Origin of the sequence: Breoghania sp. (assembly GCF_963674635.1) — a bacterium.
In the GTDB taxonomy this organism is placed as follows: domain Bacteria; phylum Pseudomonadota; class Alphaproteobacteria; order Rhizobiales; family Stappiaceae; genus Breoghania.
The window spans coordinates 1,064,572-1,085,112 of record NZ_OY771475.1 but is presented as its reverse complement, the minus strand read 5'-3'; the positions used below and the strand labels follow the sequence as shown (position 1 = coordinate 1,085,112).

The 20,541-nt window shown below is 60.4% G+C and carries 18 protein-coding genes; 12 read left to right on the top strand and 6 right to left on the bottom strand.

All coding sequences use genetic code 11. The features are described 5' to 3' along the window. Positions 1 to 4 precede the first annotated feature (4 nt). Positions 5 to 886 (bottom strand): LysR family transcriptional regulator, encoded by an 882-nt coding sequence (locus tag ABGM93_RS04810; RefSeq protein WP_321503955.1) that lies wholly within the window; start codon positions 884 to 886, stop codon positions 5 to 7. Positions 887 to 1,011: 125 nt separating this feature from the next. Here ABGM93_RS04810 and ABGM93_RS04805 point away from each other — a divergent pair, with 125 nt between their 5' ends. The 4 genes from ABGM93_RS04805 (at position 1,012) to ABGM93_RS04790 (ending at position 5,952) form a co-directional block, all read left to right on the top strand. Beyond that, on the top strand, positions 1,012 to 1,935 hold the full coding sequence (locus tag ABGM93_RS04805) for a serine hydrolase (RefSeq protein ID WP_321503954.1): 924 nt from the start codon (positions 1,012 to 1,014) through the stop codon (positions 1,933 to 1,935). 132 nt (positions 1,936 to 2,067) lie between these two features. Continuing rightward, positions 2,068 to 3,657 (top strand): ABC transporter substrate-binding protein, encoded by a 1,590-nt coding sequence (locus tag ABGM93_RS04800; protein ID WP_321503953.1) that lies wholly within the window; start codon positions 2,068 to 2,070, stop codon positions 3,655 to 3,657. Between the two features lie 293 nt (positions 3,658 to 3,950). Next, complete coding sequence (locus ABGM93_RS04795) at positions 3,951 to 4,940, top strand: DUF4424 domain-containing protein (RefSeq protein ID WP_321503952.1); 990 nt, start codon at positions 3,951 to 3,953, stop codon at positions 4,938 to 4,940. Positions 4,941 to 5,076: 136 nt separating this feature from the next. After that, complete coding sequence (locus ABGM93_RS04790) at positions 5,077 to 5,952, top strand: alpha/beta hydrolase (RefSeq protein WP_321503951.1); 876 nt, start codon at positions 5,077 to 5,079, stop codon at positions 5,950 to 5,952. Positions 5,953 to 6,036: 84 nt separating this feature from the next. Here ABGM93_RS04790 and ABGM93_RS04785 read toward each other — a convergent pair whose 3' ends face one another. Next, entirely contained in the window at positions 6,037 to 7,005 is a 969-nt protein-coding gene (locus ABGM93_RS04785) for a helix-turn-helix domain-containing protein (protein ID WP_321503950.1), read from the bottom strand. A gap of 638 nt (positions 7,006 to 7,643) precedes the next feature. On the opposite strand from ABGM93_RS04785, the gene ABGM93_RS04780 reads away from it, so the two are divergent. From ABGM93_RS04780 to ABGM93_RS04745, 8 genes are all read left to right on the top strand, one after another. Beyond that, entirely contained in the window at positions 7,644 to 8,564 is a 921-nt protein-coding gene (locus ABGM93_RS04780; RefSeq protein ID WP_321503949.1) for a 3-keto-5-aminohexanoate cleavage protein, read from the top strand. A gap of 11 nt (positions 8,565 to 8,575) precedes the next feature. Continuing rightward, on the top strand, positions 8,576 to 10,045 hold the full coding sequence (locus ABGM93_RS04775) for a carnitine 3-dehydrogenase (RefSeq protein ID WP_321503948.1): 1,470 nt from the start codon (positions 8,576 to 8,578) through the stop codon (positions 10,043 to 10,045). 118 nt (positions 10,046 to 10,163) lie between these two features. Continuing rightward, the gene (locus ABGM93_RS04770) at positions 10,164 to 11,750 is read left to right on the top strand and encodes an ABC transporter substrate-binding protein (RefSeq protein WP_321503947.1); all 1,587 of its coding nucleotides are present in this window, start codon (positions 10,164 to 10,166) and stop codon (positions 11,748 to 11,750) included. Between the two features lie 9 nt (positions 11,751 to 11,759). Next, entirely contained in the window at positions 11,760 to 12,719 is a 960-nt protein-coding gene (locus ABGM93_RS04765; RefSeq protein WP_319773762.1) for an ABC transporter permease, read from the top strand. Next, entirely contained in the window at positions 12,716 to 13,534 is an 819-nt protein-coding gene (locus ABGM93_RS04760) for an ABC transporter permease (protein ID WP_321503946.1), read from the top strand. The genes ABGM93_RS04765 and ABGM93_RS04760 overlap by 4 nt, the downstream gene beginning before the upstream one ends. Then, positions 13,527 to 15,185, top strand: coding sequence for an ABC transporter ATP-binding protein (locus tag ABGM93_RS04755; protein ID WP_321503945.1), 1,659 nt, complete (start codon positions 13,527 to 13,529; stop codon positions 15,183 to 15,185). Before ABGM93_RS04760 ends, ABGM93_RS04755 begins: the two co-directional genes overlap by 8 nt. A 47-nt stretch (positions 15,186 to 15,232) precedes the next feature. After that, positions 15,233 to 16,030: an SDR family oxidoreductase gene (locus ABGM93_RS04750; protein ID WP_321503944.1), complete on the top strand. Its 798-nt coding sequence runs from the start codon at positions 15,233 to 15,235 to the stop codon at positions 16,028 to 16,030. Between the two features lie 11 nt (positions 16,031 to 16,041). Next, positions 16,042 to 17,025, top strand: coding sequence for an NADPH:quinone reductase (locus tag ABGM93_RS04745; RefSeq protein WP_321503943.1), 984 nt, complete (start codon positions 16,042 to 16,044; stop codon positions 17,023 to 17,025). A gap of 76 nt (positions 17,026 to 17,101) precedes the next feature. Here the strand turns inward: ABGM93_RS04745 and ABGM93_RS04740 are convergent, their stop codons facing one another. The 4 genes from ABGM93_RS04740 to ABGM93_RS04725 form a co-directional block, all read right to left on the bottom strand. Further along, positions 17,102 to 17,383 carry a hypothetical protein gene (locus ABGM93_RS04740; protein ID WP_319773757.1) on the bottom strand — a complete coding sequence of 94 codons (282 nt, stop codon included), beginning with the start codon at positions 17,381 to 17,383 and terminating at the stop codon, positions 17,102 to 17,104. Between the two features lie 81 nt (positions 17,384 to 17,464). Further along, the gene (locus ABGM93_RS04735; protein WP_321503942.1) at positions 17,465 to 18,769 is read right to left on the bottom strand and encodes a TRAP transporter large permease subunit; all 1,305 of its coding nucleotides are present in this window, start codon (positions 18,767 to 18,769) and stop codon (positions 17,465 to 17,467) included. Between the two features lie 8 nt (positions 18,770 to 18,777). Then, complete coding sequence (locus ABGM93_RS04730; RefSeq protein WP_321503941.1) at positions 18,778 to 19,281, bottom strand: TRAP transporter small permease subunit; 504 nt, start codon at positions 19,279 to 19,281, stop codon at positions 18,778 to 18,780. A gap of 119 nt (positions 19,282 to 19,400) precedes the next feature. Beyond that, positions 19,401 to 20,378 carry a TRAP transporter substrate-binding protein gene (locus ABGM93_RS04725; protein ID WP_321503940.1) on the bottom strand — a complete coding sequence of 326 codons (978 nt, stop codon included), beginning with the start codon at positions 20,376 to 20,378 and terminating at the stop codon, positions 19,401 to 19,403. Positions 20,379 to 20,541: the final 163 nt, after the last annotated feature.

Sequence of the window (20,541 nt, the reverse complement as noted above, 5' to 3'; positions counted from 1 at the left end):
TGGCTCATCCCTCGTTTTCGCCGACCGCCAGGATCCGGTTCAAAAGATCCTGCGTGACCGAGCGCAACGGCTCGTTGCGGCGATGGAACGCGATGATCGAGATATCTGGAATATCGTGGACAGGCCGCCAGATTATGCCCGCGCGCTCGTAACCGCGCGCGGTCATTTCGTCCACGATCCCGATCCCGCCGCAACTGAGCACCAGCGCGCACACATTCGCACAAAAGGGCACCGTGCAGGATGGTTCATATGTGAGGCCGCCGCCCTGAAAGGCATCGCGAATGGATGAGCCCATGGGGGACCAGTCGGCGTCGTAACAGACCAATGGATGAGAGGCGATGTCCGAACACGAAAGCCGCTTTCGTGCGGCCAGCTCGTGTCCTTCGCGCATCACGGCAACAAGGGCGCTGCTCCCGACCATATGGGCATGAAACTCCACCTTCGGAGGTACGGCCATCTGCAGGCCAATATCGGCAATGCGAGAACGCAGGTCCTCGACCGGATCGTGGATCCGGATCTCGAGCGTCTTCTTCCAATTATCATAGCCCGCCGCCACGAGGGCCGGACCAAGATACCACTCCACCAATATGGGCGTTGCCGCGATAATCACGGGTTCCGCATATCGATCCCGCATGGCGGGTAGGCGTGACCTTATCCGCGCCTGCGTGGCAAAGATCGGCTTTGCCTGCTCGTAGATTTCCAGTGCCTCCGCCGTCGGCTCCAGCCTGTTTCCCGTGCGCTGGAACAGGGAAATGCCCAGCCGGCTTTCCAGCCGCTTCAGCTGCGCACTCACGCCGGGCTGAGAAATTCCCAGAACCCGCGCTGTCTCGGTGGTCGTTCCGACGCGCATGAGCGTACCAAACAGTTCCATTTCTCGAAGATTCATTATCAGCTCACTGATAGCAGGCCGCTTTTTATTGATTTTGTTTATGGATGTGAGCCGCCTCTAATATCAAGCCTGAATTGCGGGCGGATCAGGCCCGCGGAAAACCAGGAAAGCGGCCAGTTACCATGTTCTACCTCACCGACAGCGGCTGGAGCGAACGCTGTGAGACCGTAAAAGCGACGATTCTTGAACGTTTTGGCGCAGATGGCATTACCGAGGACGGTTTCGGCTTCGTGGCCTTGCGCGAGACGGGCAAAGGAAAGGCGCCCGCGGGCTACGCCCATAACGGCGACTGGCATTGCTATCCCTGCAGCCTGGTGAAGGCCTTTCATCTGATCCATGTGCTCAAAATTCTGGAAGACGAAAGGGTCTCGCCGCCGGTCGATCTCGATGATGCGATCCGCGACATGATCAAGTGGTCCTCCAACACCGCCACGAATTACGTGATCGATTTCGTGACCGGCACGACCGGCGACACCTATCTGGGTCGTGAAGAGTATGCGATCTGGGAAGAACAGCGAGAAGGCGTGAACCGGGTCTTCGCTGATCTGGGATGGCCTGAATGGTCCGGCTGCAATCTCAATCAGAAGCTGAACGGCGACATTCGCTATGGTCGGGAAGCGCAATTGGCCGGTGCTGACGGCAGTTATCTCAATTCGTTGACCCCTCATGCCTGCGCCCGGCTTTTCCATGAGCTGTTCTGCGGCGAGCTTCCCTTGCACGACACCAGCCGCAAGCGCGCCCAGGACACCCTGAAGCGCGATCGCGTCGGCCCTGATGCAAGCCTGCCTGCCTATCAGTTGGCCGAGTATCTGGGAGCCGGGATACCGGGCGAGGCAGACATATGGAGCAAGGCCGGTTTCACACCGTGGACCGGGGATCCGCGCACATCCTTTTACCGCCACGATTTGATGCGCGTCGCAATGCCCGATGCCGCTCCGGTCATACTGTCGATTATGACTAGAGGGGAGCAGATCAGCGACAACGGACCGAGGGTCTTTCCGCTGATCGGCGAGGTTCTCGCAAAATTGCTTGTTGATGCCCACTGACGAGTGGCTTGGGGGATCGTTATTCCCCTTTTTCTCAACGCCGATTGGGCGTAATGCGACCGGTGTCCTCTTCCTCGGGACCTTGGTCTTCTGTCCTGAAATGACCTTCCTGAACAAGAAACGGAGAAATTCATGTTTCTAAAGAAAAGACTGGGATTGCTGGCACTGGCGACGACGCTTGCAGTCGCCCCGGCAAGCGCAAAAACGCTTGTCTATTGTTCCGACGCCTCTCCGGAAGGCTTCGATGCCGCGCTTTATACCTCGATCACCACGTTTGACGCATCCTCGCGCCCGGTCTTCAACCGGCTCGTGGAGTTCAAGATCGGCACCACGCTTGTCGAACCTGGATTGGCGGAAAGCTGGGACGTCTCCGAAGATCGCAAGGAGTTCACGTTCCACCTTCGCAAAGGGGTGAAATTCCACTCCAGCGACATCTTCACGCCGACTCGTGACTTCAATGCCGACGATGTGCTTTTCAGCTTCAACCGTCAGCGTCTGGCGGACGATCCGTACCACAAGTATGCCGGTGGCAACTGGACCTACTTTGGCGCAATGGGGCTCGATGAGCTGATCAAGGACATCGTCAAGGTTGACGATTACACGGTCAAGCTGGTGCTGAACCGTCCCGAAGCGCCGATGCTGTCCAATCTGGCGATGGATTTCGCGACCATCCAGTCCAAGGAATATGCTGATCAGCTCATGGCTGCGGGAACGCCGGAACTGTTGAACCAGAAGCCCATCGGCACCGGTCCGTTCCGCTTTGTGGGCTACAAGCAGGGTTCGGTCATTCGCTATGCCGGCAACAAGGACTATTGGGCCGGTGCGCCTGCGCTCGACAGCCTGATCTTCGCAATCACCCCCGATGCCTCGGTGCGCTATCAGCGGCTGAAGTCCGGTGAATGCGATATCATGCCCTATCCGAACCCGGCCGACCTTGCCTTGATGCAGGAGGATCCGGCGATCAACGTGATGGAGCAGGAAGGGCTGAACCTCGGCTACCTTGCTTTCAACACCCTGCAGCCGCCGTTCGACAATCCCAAGGTTCGCAAGGCGCTGACCATGGCCATCGACAAGCAGGCCATTCTTGAGGCGGTCTATCAGGGCTCCGGCGAGATGGCGACGACGCCGCTGCCGCCCACGATCTGGTCGCACAATGCGGATGTGAAGCCCGCGCCATTCGACCCTGCCGCCGCAAAGGCGATGCTGGAGGAGGCCGGTGCGTCCGGCCTGGAAATGAAACTCTGGGCCATGCCGGTTTCGCGCGCCTACAACCCGAATGCCCGCCGCATGTCGGAAATGATGCAGGCTGACCTCGCCAATGTCGGCGTCAAGGCAGAGATCGTTTCCTACGAGTGGGGCGAGTATCTGAGCCGTGCGCGGGATCGCAATCGGGATGGCGCCGCGCTGCTGGGCTGGATCGGCGATAACGGGGATCCCGACAACTTCCTCGCCGTGCTTCTCGGCTGCGATTCCGTTGGCGGATCCAACACGGCCAACTGGTGTTATCAGCCCTATGAAGAGCTGATCCAGAAGGCGAAGATCACCTCGGATGTTGCTGAGCGAACAAGTCTTTACGAAGAGGCGCAGGTCATCGTGGCCGATCAGGCTCCGATCCTTCCGATTGCCCATTCGGTTGATTTCATGCCGATGGCCGTGAAGGTGAAGGGCTACAAGATCCACCCGATGGGCACGCACAATTTCTACGGCGTCGATATCGAGTAGCGAGCGCGTAAGCGACATCGCGCGAGACGGAAGAAAGCGGCGGGACCCGGACAGGTTCCGCCGTTTTGCGTTCGGCCCCCGGTGTTTGGTGGTTTGCTATGGGGGGGTGATACCTTACGTGTCATCGGACCGGAGAGATCACCCCCCGGACAGCCAGTTGCGGGGCGCTGCTTGCAGTGACGCCCCTATCACCCGCGGCACTTATGCAGGCTGTTAAACGGGATTTTTCAGGGCAATATGGGCGACCGGATCAGGCGCCCAAGCCACCCCTTTTTCATCGTGAGGATTATCGAATGAAGAGCCTCAATCCGTATTTTATCACCATCGCCGCTTTTCTGTTTTCCCTTGGCGCGCAGGCCAATGACACCTCTGCCACCATAGCCTCCGGTGGGTTGGAATTCGTTCAGCAGGAGGCTGTGGCGATGTTGCAGGAAGACCTCCACATCACGCCCGAGCGCATCGACGTGCGCTATGTGTTTCGCAATGAAAGCGACAGGGACATCACCACGCTTGTGGCCTTTCCGCTTCCCGATATCGGAGCGATCACCGACTTCAGCAATCCCATTCTTCCCGATCAGGACGCGGTAAACTTCATCGACTTCGCCACCAGGGTGAACGGGCAACCTGTCGAAATGGCGCTCGACCAGCGTGCGATTGCGCTCGGCGTGGATCGAACCGCCATGCTGCGGGAATATGGCCTGCCGCTGGAGCCCTACAAGTCCTCCACCCATGATGCCCTGGCGGCCTTGCCCCCGGACCAGAAGGCACAGTTGCGGGTGGTCGGGCTTCTTCGCGATGATTTCGACTACGAGGAGGCCGGCTGGACGATGCACACGACCTATTACTGGGAGCAGACCTTTCCGGCGGGGCGTGAGGTGGTGATCGAGCACAGTTACAGGCCCGTGGCGGGGCGCAGCGTGGCCGCACCGCTCGGATACGGCGATCCGCAGGGCGAGACGGCGCAACAGGCAAAGGCCGCCTATTGCATATCCGATGATCTGGCGACCTCCATCGAGATCAACAAGCCGCGGACGAAGGATGAATATGGCATGCCCTATACGAGTGCCACGGTGGAATACATCCTGAAGACCGGGGCGAACTGGTCCGGGCCGATCCGCAAGTTCAACCTCACCGTGGAAGCGGCAAGTCCTGCCCATTACGCTTTTCTCTGCCTGGATGGGGTTCGCCGCATTTCCCGATCCACGCTGGAATTGAGCGAGAAGGATTTCTGGCCGCAGCGGGATCTCGACATTCTTTTCATCGAACCCGCCGAAGGGAACTAATGGCGCGCTCACGAGTGCTGCTTCCTGCGGCAGTCGCCATCTCGGGGCGCGCCCCGCGAGCCCATCGCTTGCAATGATCTCGGTTCGCCTGCATCAAGACGCGGCTGATTAAGGGACTATGCGGGAGATCTGACCGGTGGACTACAACGAGATACTCGATGGCGAGATGCGCGCGTTCATAGATGAAACGCTATCCTTCTATCCCGACGATCTGGAACCCGGTGACTGGTCTGCCCAACGTGCCGTCTACGACCGCATGGCTGCTCATTTCCACGCGGGCAGGCCGCAGGGGCTGTCCATTGCCGATCGCACTGTCTCTGGCGTCCCGGTGCGCATCTATGGACCGGCAAGCGACACCGTCATTGTCTATGCGCATGGCGGGGGATTCGTTCTGGGCGGACTGGAAAGCCACGACGATGTCTGCGCCGAGATCGCCGCTGAAACGGCTGCCCGTGTTGTGTCGGTCGACTATCGACTGGTGCCGGAGCATCCCCATCCCGCCGCCTATGACGATGTGCTCGCGGTTGTGAGGGAACTCGCCCGCAATCATCGCATCGTCCTCTGCGGGGATAGCGCTGGCGCAATGATCATGGGCTCGATCGCGGGGACGTGGTCAGCGCCTGCCTTGCTGGGGCAGGTTCTGATCTATCCCGATCTCGGCTACAAGCCGGAAGGCGGCAGCTACGAGACCCACGCATACGCGCCCTTGCTAAGCCGCGAGGAGTGTCTCAGCTACGGTGATCTCCGCCATGGCCCGACGGACGATCCGACGGCCAATCCCTCGCGCGGCAACCTGACAGAGCTTCCCCCGACCTGGCTTTTTCCTGCCGAATGCGATCCGCTCCACGATGATTGCCTGCGCTATCGTGATCAGGCGAGGATGGCTGGCAGGGAGGTCGAAGTCCGCACCGGGCAGGGGCTCGTCCATGGATGGCTCCGCGCCCGCCATCGCAGTGCGCGGGCCCGTGAAGAGTTTGCGGTGATCTGCGACCGGCTGCGTCGTGCCATCTGAGCGGGCAATAGGGCGGCCGTGGCCGTTTCCCATGCACTCTTCGCCGCTTCGTTGGTTTTTCAATCCCGCTTGCGAGGCCGCCCCCTAGTTCTCCGACCCCTCGAAAAGCGGTCGGGTGTTCGCGGGGTGGATGGTTTTCTGATATTGGCGGATCGGCTGGCCGAAGACCCTTCGGAAGGCTTTGGTCAGCGAGGCCGCATCCGCGTAACCACAACGAAATGCGATTTCCCGAAGGTCCAGATCGGTATTTTCAGACAGCTCGCGCGCATTGGATAGCCGGAGCTGCTGGTAGTACTGGCCTGGTGACATGCCGAGCTCGGCGCGAAACAGCCTGTTGAGCGAGCGTGGCGAGATGTGTGCCCGTTCGGCCAATGCGGGAAGCGATAGCGGATGTTCGATCGTTTCCGCCATGATGGAAATGACCGGCTCCACGCGGCCCTTGCGGAGCGTGTGCAAGGCTGTGGGCGTCCGCTCTTCCTGCCTTTGAAGTGTCCCGTCCGATGTGAACATCGATGATGCCATGTAGGCCTTCGCCGGTCCGAACCGCTCCTTGATGAATGCCAGGCTCAGATCCAGCGCGGTGGAGGCTCCGCCACAGCTCCAGAATTTCCCCTCCATGACATTTTTTTCCTGGGTGACCTGAATGTGAGGATAGGTCTCGGCGAATTCCGACATGATCGCCCAATGCATGGTGACCGTCAGTTCATCGAGCAGGCCGGTCGAGGCCAGAAGCCAGACGCCTGCATCCGCCCCCACCACGATCTGCGACTGGCGCACGAGCTGCATGACCAGTCTCTGGTTTTCCGGCGTCGGATGTTGGCGATAGCCATTGCTTGAGATCACGACCAGAAGGTCGGAGGCCTCAATGTCTTCAATCCGCGCATTCGGGGTGAGATGCAGATTTGAGGAACTGGGAACAGGGCCATCCGTGGGCGTCACGACCCGCCATTCGATCTCGTCCTGATAGAGCTCGCGCAGCATTCTTATCGGTTCAAGCAGGCAGGAGAGAACGAGGTTTGAGAAGCCCTCGAAGAGCAGAAATGTGACTTTCATGCCGTAATGTGTCCAAAGAAGACAAATAATTGGCAATATAGGACAATAGATAGCGAGGCCACCAGCCTATTATCTCCATGTCAATTCGTTTTGACCCCTATGCGGCTCCCCCCGGTCGCTTGATGGGTCGGTTGGACGATCCGATGCCATGTCGGCCCTGACGAGGGTTTCGCCGCCTGCGGCGCGCGCAAAGACCCCGGCAACGGATCCGCCCATGAACCTGCGCGCTGATCGTATCGCGCATTCTCGGGTTTATGACGCGCGCACACGCCGAGTGGTCCGGCCGTTAATACCAGCATGAACGCGCTTCGCGGCGCCTAACTGCGAACGGTCCTGCTCTGCATCCGGTGTCTGGCGCCATTGCATTGCAACGATCTGAACGAAAAAGCGCAAGGCCCCGTGTTCGGGTTTTGCGGACGTGTGTACCGGGCCATGCGGGGCGTTCCGCAGGGACAGGACATGTGCGCCCAGTCGCCGGGCTATGGCCTGCTGTGCGCAAGCGTATCCGCAAGCCTTTGCGAATGAAAAAGTGAGCCCGAGGCGTATCCCGAAAATGGGATGTGGCGGGATACGGAAAACGAAACCATGGCAGCCGCCATCGAACGATGCGGAGGCTGTGGACCACAAGCGGACGATACATGCCAATAACAATGAATCGCGAAGTCTTCATCACTTGCGCCGTAACGGGATCTGGCAGCACACAGGATCGCTCCCCCCACGTGCCCCGCAGCCCCAGGGAAATCGCGAACAGCGCCATCGATGCGGCAAAAGCGGGCGCGGCGATTGTCCATTGTCATGTGCGCGATCCCGAAACCGGGGCTCCGGCGCGTCTCCCCGCACTTTACCGTGAAGTGACAGACCGTATTCGCGATGCGGAGATCGATGTCGTTCTCAACCTCACCGCCGGTATGGGGGGCGACATCACCTTTGGGCCCTGCGAAGCACCCTTTCCCGTCAACGAGGCGGGGACCGACATGATCGGTGCCAGCGAACGCATGGTTCACATCGCTGAATGTCTGCCGGAGATCGCCACACTCGATTGCGGCTCGATGAATTTCGCCGAGGCGGACTACGTGATGGTCAACACACCCGGCATGTTGCGCGCCATGGGATCGATGATGACGTCACTCGGTGTGAAGCCCGAAATCGAGGCGTTCGACACGGGCCATCTCTGGTTCGCCAAGGAGCTGGTGAGGGAAGGGACGCTGGACCAGCAGGCGCTCGTGCAGCTCTGCATGGGCGTTCCGTGGGGCGCGCCGAACGATCTCAACACATTCATGGCGATGGTCAACAACGTGCCGCAGGACTGGCACTGGTCTGCATTCTCTCTTGGCCGTGATCAGTTGCCTTATGCGGCGGCTGCGATCCTTGCCGGGGGCAATGTTCGCGTCGGACTTGAGGACAATCTCCACCTGAAGAAGGGCGTACTCGCAACAAACGCGCAGCTGGTGGAAAGTGCTGTGACGATTGCTGAAAACATGGGCTGCCGGATCGTTGGTCCGCAGGAGGTCCGAGAGAAACTCGGCCTCGTGAAGCGCGCGCCGGGGAGCGCAAGCTGATGGAGGCCGCAATGACCACGGGTGCAAATGCCAAAGTCGCCGCGATTGTTGGCGGTGGTGTGATCGGTGGGGGATGGGCTGCGCGGTTCCTGTTGAACGGCTGGGACGTGCGGATTTTCGATCCCGCGCCGGAAAGCCGTCGTCAGATTGGCGAAGTCATCGCGAATGCCCGTCGCACGCTGCCCGCGATTTATGATCGTGCTCTGCCGGAAGAAGGCAAACTAACCTTTTGCGAAACGCTCGAAGACGCGTTGAAGCAGGCATGCTGGATCCAGGAGAGCGTGCCGGAACGTTTGCCCTTGAAACAGGTCGTCCATGCCGCGATTGCCACCGCTGCAAGGCCGGATGCCATTGTCGGGTCCTCGACCTCTGGTTTCAAACCGTCGGAACTGAACGATCGCGGAACCAAGGCCATCGTCGCGCATCCGTTCAATCCGGTTTACCTGCTGCCTCTGGTGGAACTGGTCGGCGACAAGGCCGCTTGCGAGCGCGCATCCCGGATCTTGCGGTCCATCGGCATGTATCCGCTCATCGTGGAAAAGGAAATCGACGCCCATATCGCGGATCGCCTTCTGGAGGCTGTCTGGCGCGAGAGCTTATGGCTCGTGAAGGACGGGGTCGCCACAACGCGCGATATCGACGAAGCGATCCGCATGGGGCTTGGCCTGCGCTTTGCCCAGATGGGCATCTTCGAGACCTACCGCATCGCAGGCGGCGAAGCGGGCATGAAGCACTTTCTGGCCCAGTTCGGCCCGGCGCTGAAATGGCCCTGGACCAAGCTGATGGACGTGCCGGAATACAACGATGAACTGGTGGAGCTGATCTCCGCCCAGTCGGACACCCAGTCCGGCGGCTATTCCATTCGCGAACTGGAACGCCAGCGCGACGACAACCTCGTCGGCATTCTGCGGGCGCTTCGGGTCAACAAGGCTGCGGCGGGCAATGTCATCGCCGCGCATGAGACGTCGCTTGTCGTTGATGGTGAACGCGATGGCCTGCCAGTCACGTTGCGACGTCAGGTTCCGCCGTCATGGACCGACTATAACGGCCACATGAACGAGACCTTCTATCTGGAGGCCGGCTCCAAGGCGACCGACGGGTTCATGGAGCGGATCGGTGCGGATGAAGCCTATATCGCGCGGGGCCTGAGTTATTTCACCGTGGAAAGCCACGTTCGCTACCTCGACGAGGTGCATGGGGGCGACATGCTGACAGCAACGACCCAGGTGCTGAACGGCGAAGGCAAGAAGCTGCACCTCTATCACCGGCTTTTCCGCGGAGATGGCGCACTCGCAGCAACCGTCGAGACGTTGCTGCTTCACACCGACCTCACAGCCCGCGCCAGCTGTCTGCCTGCGCCCGAAGTCGCCCAACGGCTGGCAGCCTATGCGGCGGCGCACAAAAATCATGAAAAGTCGGGAGCAGGGCGGTTTGTCGGTGAACCCAACAAGCGGCGGGAGGAGGCACCTACGACCGCCTGACCGACATTGCCCGGAAATCCGGATGAGGCTCGTCCATCCAGAAAGATGCCGCTCGGTTTGAGGCTTGCGAGCCACCTCGATTACGAAGCGCACCAGAGAACGAAACGGACAGATCACCATGAGCGATTACATCAAATATTTGACCAGGTTGACAGCCGCAGGCGGCATGTCGCGTCGCGAATTTCTTGGCCGCACATCTGCCCTGGGCGTCGGCGCCATTGCGGCGAATTCCATGCTCGGTCAGGCCGTTATGGCCGCGGGGCCGGTCAAGGGAGGCCTGCTGAAACTCGGTCTCGCCGCCGGTCAGAGCACGGACAGCCTCGACCCGGCCATTGCCGCGAACACCGTGACCTTCATGGTTCAGCGCGCCTGGGCCGAAGCCCTGCTCGAAGTGAACCCGGACGGGACGCTCTCGCCGCGTCTTGCGGAATCCTATGACAGCTCCCCGGACGCGAAGACCTGGACCTTCAAGATCCGCAAGGGCGTGGAGTTCCACGACGGCAAGACCCTGACTGCCGAGGATGTCAGCGAGACGCTGCTGCGACATTCCGACGAAAACTCAAAGTCCGGCGCGCTCGGCGTGATGCGCGGCATCGAGAAGATCAGCGTGGACGGCGACAATGTCGTGGTGGACCTCAAGGCCCCGAACGCAGATCTGCCCTATCTGATGTCGGATTTCCACCTGATGATCCAGCCGGGTGGCGGTCGCGAGAACCCGAATGCCGCCATCGGCACCGGCGCCTACAAGCTCGTGGAGCATGAAGCGGGCGTTCGCTACACCTTCGAGCGCAATCCGAACTACTGGGACAGCGAGCGGGGGCACTTTGAGTCCGTTGAAATGGCTGTCATCAACGATGACACCGCCCGTAATTCCGCTCTCCAGTCCGGGCAGGTTCATGTCGTGAACCGCGTCGCTCCGAAGGTCGCGGGGCTTCTGGGACGCGTTCCCGGCATTTCGGTCAAGAACGTTTCGGGCCGTGGCCACTATGTCTTCATCATGCATTGCGACACCGCGCCCTTCAATTCGCGCGACCTTCGCAACGCCCTGAAATACGCCATCAACCGCGAGGAGATGGTGGAGAAGATCCTGCGCGGCTATGGCTCTGTCGGCAATGATATGCCGGTCAACGGCACCTATCCGCTGTTCGATGAGAGCATCCCGCAGCGCCATTATGACCCGGAAAAGGCGGCAAGCCTCTACAAGAGCTCCGGCCACGACGGCAGCCCGATCGTGCTGGAAGTCGCGGACGCAGCGTTCCCGGGCGCAGTCGATGCAGCCCAGCTTTTCCAGCAAAGCGCCAAGGCCGCCGGTATCCCGCTGGAGCTGAAACGCGTTCCCGATGACGGGTATTGGTCGGATGTATGGAACAAGAGGCCCTTCTGCGCGTCCTACTGGGATGGCCGTCCCGTTCAGGACCAGATGTACTCCACGGCCTATCTGTCTACTGCCGACTGGAACGACACGCGTTTCAAGAACGAGAAGTTCGACAAGCTGCTTGGCGAAGCCAAGGGGGAGTTGGACACGGCCAAGCGCAAGGCGCTCTACTCGGAAATGGGGATGCTTGTGCGCGACGAGGGCGGCCTGATCGCGCCGATGTTCAACGACTTCATCGAAGGCGTTTCGGACAAGGTCCAGGGCTGGGAGAAGAACGGTGTGTTCCAGCTCATGAACGGTCTCGTCACGACCAAGTGCTGGTTCGCCTGAGGACAGCACATGAGCCCCGCAATAGGAAAATTGTTGGCCCAGCGGATCCTGCTGGGCCTCTTCCTGATACTTCTTTCATCCCTCCTGATCTTCGCCGGAACGCAGATGCTGCCCGGCGACGTGGCACAGGCGATCCTCGGTCAATCGGCGACACCGGAAGCGCTCGCCAATCTGCGTGCGGAGCTTGGGCTCAACACGCCGATTTACCAGCGCTATCTCTCCTGGTTGATCAACCTGCTGCATGGCGATCTGGGGACCTCCCTCACCAACGGCCAGGATATCGCTGCCGCGATCGGACGAAGGCTCTCCAACACGTTGCTGATGGCGGGCGTTGCGGCGGCCATTTCGGTGCCGCTTGCGATCTCGCTCGGGCTGATTTCGGTGCTTTATCGCAACCGCTGGCCCGACAAGCTGATCTCAGCCGTCACGCTTGCCTCGATCTCGGTGCCGGAGTTCATGCTGAGTTACATCCTCGTCTTCTATTTCGCGGTGAAATTCGGCCTTGCGCCTTCGGTGGCGATGATCAACCCGCACATGTCATTGCTCGACAGGTTGCATGCCATCGCACTGCCGGTGGCGGTTCTGGTTCTGGTCGTTCTGGCGCACATGATGCGCATGACCCGCGCCGCACTGCTGAACGTCATGCAGTCGGCCTATATCGAAACCGCGGAACTCAACGGGCTGGGTCGTCTGAAAATCATCTGGCGGCACGCCATGCCCAATGCGGTCGCGCCCATCGTCAACGTGGTCATGCTGAACATGGCCTACCTGATCGTCGGCGTGGTCGTGGTGGAGGTCGTCTTCGTCTATCCCGGCATGGGGCAGTATCTGGTCGATCACGTCTCCAAGCGTGACGTGCCGGTGGTTCAGGCCTGCGGGATCATCTTCGCCGGTGTCTACATCTTCCTGAACATGCTGGCTGACGTGTGCTCCATCCTGGCGAACCCGAGGTTGAGGCATCCCAAATGAAAAAAATCCCTTTGCCATCCTTGCTCGGTCTCACGGTCACCGCGACCTTCTTCGCCGTCGCTTTGCTGGCCCCGGTTATTGCGCCCTATGGGGTGAGTGAAGTCGTTGGCGACGTGTGGGAGCCCGCCTCCGCTTCCTACTGGCTTGGCACCGACAATATCGGCCGCGACCTGCTTTCGCGGCTCATCTACGGCGGACGCACCACGATCTTCGTTGCGCTCGTGGCCACAATGCTCGCCTTCGCCGTCGGTACGGCGCTCGGTCTTCTCGCTGCCGTCGTCGGCGGCTGGGTCGATCATCTCCTGTCGCGCCTTGTCGATCTGATGATGTCTATCCCCTCGCTGATCTTCGCACTGGTGGTGCTGTCGGTCATGCCCGTGACGATCCCGGTGCTGATCGTCGTGATCGGCCTTCTGGAATCCACCCGCATGTACCGCCTGTCGCGGGCCGTCGCCGTGGACCTCGCGGTCATGGACTTCGTGGAAGCCGCGAAACTGCGCGGGGAGGGGCTTCGCTGGGTGATCTTCCGCGAAATCCTGCCCAACGCACTTTCGCCGCTGATTGCGGAAATGGGAATGCGCTTCATCTTCGTCGTGCTTTTCATCTCCACGCTCTCCTTCCTCGGCCTGGGCATCCAGCCGCCCGCTGCCGACTGGGGCGGCATCGTGAAGGAAAACAAGGACGGGATCGTCTACGGCATTCCCGCAGCTCTCCTACCCGCCGTTGCCATCGCGGCCCTGGCCATTTCGGTCAATCTCGTTGCCGACTGGATCCTTGAACGCACCACGTCCCTGAAAGGAGGCCGCAATGGATGACACGCTCCTTGAAATCGAGGGCCTGAAGATCGAGGCGACCGCTTATCCGCCCGGTGAAAAGCCCCAACGGATCACCATCGTCGACGGCGTTTCGCTGAGCCTTGAAAAGGGCAAGGTCCTGGGCCTCATCGGGGAATCCGGGGCGGGCAAATCCACCATCGGCCTCTCCGCCATGGGATATGGGCGCGGCGGTGTCCGTCTGTCCGCCGGCTCAATCCGCCTGAACGGGCGTGAACTGCGCAAAGCCAGCGGCGCGACATTGCGTAGTGTGCGCGGATCGGAGGTCACCTATGTGGCGCAATCCGCCGCGGCTGCCTTCAACCCGGCCCGAAAACTGATGGATCAGGTTATCGAGGCGACGGTGGAACATGGGCGAATGAGCCGGGCGGAAGCAATGACCCGTGCGGTCGAGCTTTTTCGCCGCCTCGATCTGCCCGACCCGGAAACCTTCGGCGATCGCTATCCCCACCAGGTCTCCGGCGGGCAGCTTCAACGCGCCATGACGGCGATGGCGCTGTGCCCGAAACCCGATCTTGTCGTCTTCGATGAACCAACGACGGCGCTCGATGTGACCACACAGCTTGGTGTGCTTCAGGCAATCAAGCGTGCGATCCGCGATTTCGAGGTCGCAGCGATGTATATCACCCACGATCTGGCCGTCGTTGCCCAGATCGCCGATGACATCATGGTGCTGCGCGGCGGCGAGATGGTGGAATATGGTTCCTGCGAGCAGATCATTACTGACCCGCAGGAGGAGTACACCCGCGATCTGGTGACCGCGAAGAGCGGTGAAAAGCAGGAGCAGCACCCGGACGGCGAGCCGCTTCTTTCCATCCGCAATGTCAGCGCCCGCTATCGAAGCCTCAATTTCGACGTGGTGCGCAACATCAGCCTCGATGTTGCGCCCGGCACCACCCTTGCTGTGGTGGGCGAAAGCGGATCGGGAAAATCCACGCTTGCTCGCGTGGTGACGGGTCTGCTGCCACCCCATGAAGGCGAGGTGGTTTTCGATGGGCGTCCTTTGTCTGCGAACCTGAAGGGCCGCACCAAGCAGGACCTTCGCGAACTCCAGATGATCTACCAGATGGCCGATGTCGCGATGAACCCGCGTCAGACGGTCGGCACGATCATCGGACGTCCGCTGGAGTTCTACTTCGGCTACAAGGGCGCGGAACGGCGCAAGCGGGTGATCGAACTGCTCGACAAGATCGAACTTGGCGAGGAGTTCATCGACCGCTATCCGGCAGAGCTTTCCGGCGGTCAGAAGCAGCGCGTGTGCATTGCACGGGCGCTGGCGGCGGAACCGAAACTCATCATCTGCGACGAGGTGACAAGCGCGCTTGATCCTCTGGTCGCCAAGGGCATCCTGAAGCTCCTGCGCGATCTGCAGAAGAAGGAAGGCGTCTCCTACATCTTCATCACCCATGATATCGCAGCCGTGCGCGAAGTCGCCGACACGATTGCCGTCATGTACCAGTATGAGGTGGTTCGTTATGGCGGCAAGAAGGAAGCCCTCAGCCCGCCTTATGACGACTACACCGAGCTTCTTCTGCGCTCGGTGCCGGAGATGCGCCTTGGTTGGCTCGAAGACACGCTGGAGGCGCTGAAAATGCACCTTCCTTCCGAACACCCGGCACCGGAGGCGGCCTGAGGGGCCATCTCCCTGATCCTGACCTTTCGACAGTAAAGGAGCCTGAAGTGGCACAGTCCCGTCAGGACGCATCGCCGCGCACAGCCATGGTCACCGGCGCGGCGTCGGGCATCGGGCGCGCGATTGCAAGCCTGCTGAGCGCACGTGGCTGGCAGGTTCACATTTGTGACGCGGATCGAGACGCCATTGCCCGGATGCGCGACGAAAATCCGGCCATTGAAGCAAGTGTCTGCGATGTGTGTGATGCGATGCGGGCTGCTCAGACGGTTGAGCGGATGCTGGAAAAGACCGGCGGGCGCCTCGATCTCCTCGTCAACAATGCTGGAACATCCGGCATGAATGCGCCCCTTGAGGAGATCGATCCCGACGACTGGCGGCGCACCCTGGATGTGAACGTCAACGGCACATTCAACTTCCTGCGCGCGGCCATTCCGGTCATGAAGCGGGCAGGAACAGGGACGATCGTGAATATCGCCTCCACGGCGGCGCTTTTCGGCTATCCCAACAGATCGCCCTATGCGGCGGCGAAATGGGCGCTGATCGGCATCACCAAGACGCTCGCCATGGAACTCGGCCCGCACAACATCCGGGTCAATGCAATCTGTCCGGGCTCCGTCGAAGGTCCGCGCATCGACGGCGTGATCGAGCGTGATGCCAGAACCCGCGGCGTGGCACCGGATGCGGTGCGTCGTCTGTATGAGGGCCAGGTCTCCATGCGCCGCTTTGTAAGCGCCGACGATATAGCCCGCATGTGCGCCTTTCTGGCATCAGATGATGCTGGCATGGTGTCGGGGCAGATTGTGGCTGTGGATGGTCACACGGAAACCCTGTCGAACCCTCTTTGACGGAGCCTTTCATGAAAGCCGTTTGTTTCGAGAAATTCGGCAAGGCCGCCGATGTGTTGCAAGTCGTCGAGATCGACAAGCCGGAGCCCGGCGAGGGAGAGGTGCTGGTGCGCCTCCATGCGAGCGCGCCCAATCCCTCCGACGTCAAGAAACGCATGGGGTCGTTTCCGAACCTCGTGGACGAAGGATACGTCATTCCGCACAGCGATGGCGCAGGCGTGATCGAGGCCGTTGGCGCCGGTGTGTCTCAAGCCCGTATCGGCGACCGGGTGTGGATCTTCAACGCGCAGTTCGGCAGGCGTTTCGGAACGGCGGCTGAATATGTCAGCGTCCCGTCTGCCCACGCGCCGAAGCTTGCGGAGGAAGCGGATTTCGAAATCGGCGCCTGTCTCGGCATCCCGGCCATGACCGCCCATCGCTGCGTCTTTGCCGATGGACCGGTGGAGGGGCAGACCATTCTCGTCACGGGGGGCGCGGGCCGGGTTGGATACTACGCCATCCAATGGGCCGCCAACGCAGGGGGCCGCGTCATTGCCACAGCCAGCAATGCGGACGATGAAGCCGCCTGCCGCGAGGCCGGGGCACAGATCGTCATCAATCACCGCAAGGAGGGCTGGCCGGATCTGTTGCTGGAGGCGACCGGCGGGGAAAAGGTCACCCGCGTCATCGACGTGGAATTCGGGGCCAATCTGGAGAAGGTTCTGGACGTCATCGCCACCGGCGGGGTGATCGCCACCTACTCATCGACGCAAGAGCCCACGCCGTCGCTTCCCTTCTTTCGCATGATGTATCTGGATCTCACGATCCGGATGGTGATCGTCTATGCGATGCCGAGGGCCGCGAAGGAGGCGGCAATCGCCGATATCGACGCCGCGTTGAAAGCTGGCAAGCTGAAGCATCGCATCGCCGAGACCTTGCCACTGGATGAATGCGCAAGGGCGCATGAGATCATCGAGGCGAGCAAGATTCGTGGCTCGGTGGTTCTGACGATCTGAATATCGCAAACAAGCCGTACCAGATGCTGGCCCGGTCGGGAGCGATCGGACCATTTCTCATTCAGGCGCCAGACCTTCAGGCGGGCCGCACTCTCGTCTTGGCGCGCAGGCGCTGATCGGCCTCATCCGCCAGCAAGCGCCCGAGCGGTGTCAGACGCAGGCTGCCTGCCGTCTGCTCAACAAGCCCTGCGCGCAGGAGCTTCGTGCCGGTTGCCAATGTGATGTGACTTCCGCCCGCCTGCTGTCTCCAGCCGTTTCGAACCCTCCAGAGCGGGCGGCTCCGCAAATTGGCGAGAACCGTCTGCTGCGCCTTCGTCAGATCCGACAGGCTTATGAGCCCGTCAACTCCCTCTTGCATGACCATTCGCGCTTCCCTCCGCGATCAACCATGACCGTGAAGTATCGTAGCGTATTGCGCGATTTTGACCAGTGCCTGCGCTTATCCGCCTTGCAGAAGCCCGGGCAGCAGACCCACGACTTGCGGAAAGACCGCAAGGAAGAAGACAAAGCACAGCATGATAATGAAGAACGGAAAGGCCGCCCGCACCACCCGCGTCAGCGGCTCACGCGTCAGCCCCTGAAGTACGAACAGGTTCATCCCCACCGGCGGAGAAATCTGCGCCAGTTCCACCATCAGGATCAGGAATACGCCGAACCAAACCTTGTCATAACCAGCCGAGACGACGAGCGGCAGGACAATGGGGATGGTCATCACGATGATCGACATGCCTTCCAGGAAGCTTCCCAGAATGATGTAAACCACCATCAGGAGCACGATCAGCCCGAGCGGGGGCAGGTTGAGCCCGTTTATAAAGGCGGAGACCGCTTGCGGCATTCCCAGAAAACCGATGGCCGAGGCAAGAAAACTCGCCGCTGCGATGATCAGGCCCAACATGGCGACCGTTCGTGCCGTTCCGGTCGCAGCATCGCTCAAGGCACGCCAGGTCAGCGACCGCTCTAGCGCCATCAGGACCATTGTCACAAGCACCGCCACGGCGGCGGCCTCCGTCGGGCTCGCGATCCCGCCATACATGGACCCCAGTATGGAGCCGATCAGCACGATGAAGGGGAGCAGTGCCGGCAGCCCCGCCAGCCGCTCTCTCCAGATGCGGGAGTTGTCGCCGGTGTGTTTCGGCACGATGTTCGGGCGCAGTTTTGCAAGAACCGCGATGAACCCCATGAAGCAAAGCGTCAGAAGTGCGCCAGGAAGAATGCCGGCGGTGAACAACTTCAGGACGGATGTCTGGGAGAGAACCCCATAGACGATCATGACGATGGAGGGAGGGATCAGGAACCCGAGCGTCCCCGCACCGGCCAGCGTACCAATGGTAAGGCGACGATCATATCCGCGCCCGTCCAGCTCGTTGATCGTGATGCGTCCGACGGAGCTGGTGGTTGCAGCGGAGGAGCCGGAGACAAGCGCAAAGAATGCGCAAGCGAGAATGTTGGTGTGCAGCAATCCGCCGGGCAGGCGCCGTACCCACGGCTCCAGCGCAGAAAACAGCCCGTCGATAAAGCGTGAGCGAAAAAGCAGCTCCGCCATCAGAATGAAAAGCGGCAGGGCAAGCAACTCCGCCGACGAAACACCATTCCAGATCGACTGCGCCAGCAGTTTCTCAACCGGAATGGAGCGGAAGATTTCAAGACTGAATATGCCCACGCCCATGAGGCCCAGGGACACCCACACTCCGGACGCCAGAATTGCCAGGAGCGAGATCATTGCGACGATGGAAGGTAATGGCATGCGGCAGGTCAATCCATGATGGGGGCGCGGTCGCCGTCGCGCATGTTGTCAATTTCCGGCTCACTGCCGAGGGCAAGGTGAACAAGGCGCAATGCAATCTGCACCGTCAGCAGGACAGCCCCGAAAGCCATGAAGCCCGCCGGATAAATCAATGCGATATCGGTGGTTGAACCCGAGGTTCGTCCGGTTCGCCAATAGCTCCACGCCAACAGCACAAGGGCGTTGGTCATATAAGTGGAGATGGCAAGCCCGATCAGCGTCGCAAACCATTCGAAAGCGCGCGGAAACACGGATTGCAGCAAAGTCACGCGGATGTGGCCGCCGGTACGAAGCGTCCAGGCCGAACCGAGAAAGATCGCCGCCATATGGAGGTAGACCGAAACCTCCCAGACGAAGGTGAGACTGATGGAAAACAGGTTGCGCAGCACGATCTCGCTGACAACAAGCCCGGCCATCAGAAAAATCGCAAAGCCGGACAGCACCGCCAAAGCTCTGGAAAAACGGTCGATCAAAGTAAGCAACGCCATCTGTTCCGGTTCCCTCTTCCGTCGTGGCATTTTTACTGGTCGATAGTAGGCAGTCGTCGATGTGACCCGCCCCAGGCCGAAACCCGGGGCGGGCCCAATACAGGTTATTCCGGCTTGAAGCCGTCCACGATGGCCTTTGCTTCGTCGCCCATCTTATCAAGGATAGCCTGACGCAGCGGCGCGGCGCGATCACGCAATTCCGCACGCAGAGCATCGCTGATCTTGCCAAGGGTGATCCCGTGCTCCTTCAGGATCGCCATGTTCTTGGCATCTTCGTCTTGAGCGGCCTGCCAGAACTTCGGTTCGACCTGGGCGGAGATTTCCAGGATCGCCTTCTGGTCCGCTTCGCTCAAAGCGTTCCAGGCATCAAGGTTCACCGTCATCGCATTGATGTTCCAGGTCTGACGGGTCGGGAAGCCGTATTTGATGAATTCCCAGAAGGAGCCGTCAACCGCAGAAGGGGACGACGTGGCCACCGCATCGATGGCACCGGCGGCCAGCGACGGGATGACTTCGCCCCACGGCAGCTGAACCGGGGTCATTCCGGCGGAATCGAACACGTCCGTCGATGCGCGGTCATAGGAACGGATCTTGATGCCGGCCATCGACGCGATGTCGGTGATTTCCGTCTTGGTCCAGATCTGCTGCTGCGGCCAGGGAATGGTGTAAAGCAGCTTCTGGTTGTTCTTCTGCATCAGGTCCGCAAGCGTCGGACGGAAATAGTCGTTGAACTTGATGAATTCATCAAAGGAGCCAAGGAAATAGGGCAGCGACGTCATGCCAAGAAGCGGCTCCGTGCCCACTTGCTGGTTCAAGAGCATGTCGCCGATCGGAACAAGACCGTCGCCAACCGTCGACAGCATTTCCGGCCCCTTGAAGCCGAGAGAGCCGCCCGGATGAAGCGTGATGTCCACGCGACCTTCCGTGGCCGCCTTGACTTCGTCTGCGAAGGATTGGGCGCTGACGCTAATGTAATTGGTTGCGGGCCATGCAAGCGGAAGGTCCCAATTTTCGGCCTGTGCCGTATTCGAGATCATGGCACCGGACAGAATGGCAATAGCCACAGTGGCGGATTTAAGCATGGAAGACGGGCTCCGATTGGTGAACTGATGTTATGTTCTTAGTTGACAGGAAGGCATGAATGCCGACGGACGAGGTTTGAGTTTGTCACCGCGGCTTTCAACGAAATAGCGATATTTTGTTGCCTCTATACATGCCGTTTGGGAATGTAATTGCGCAGGTGCT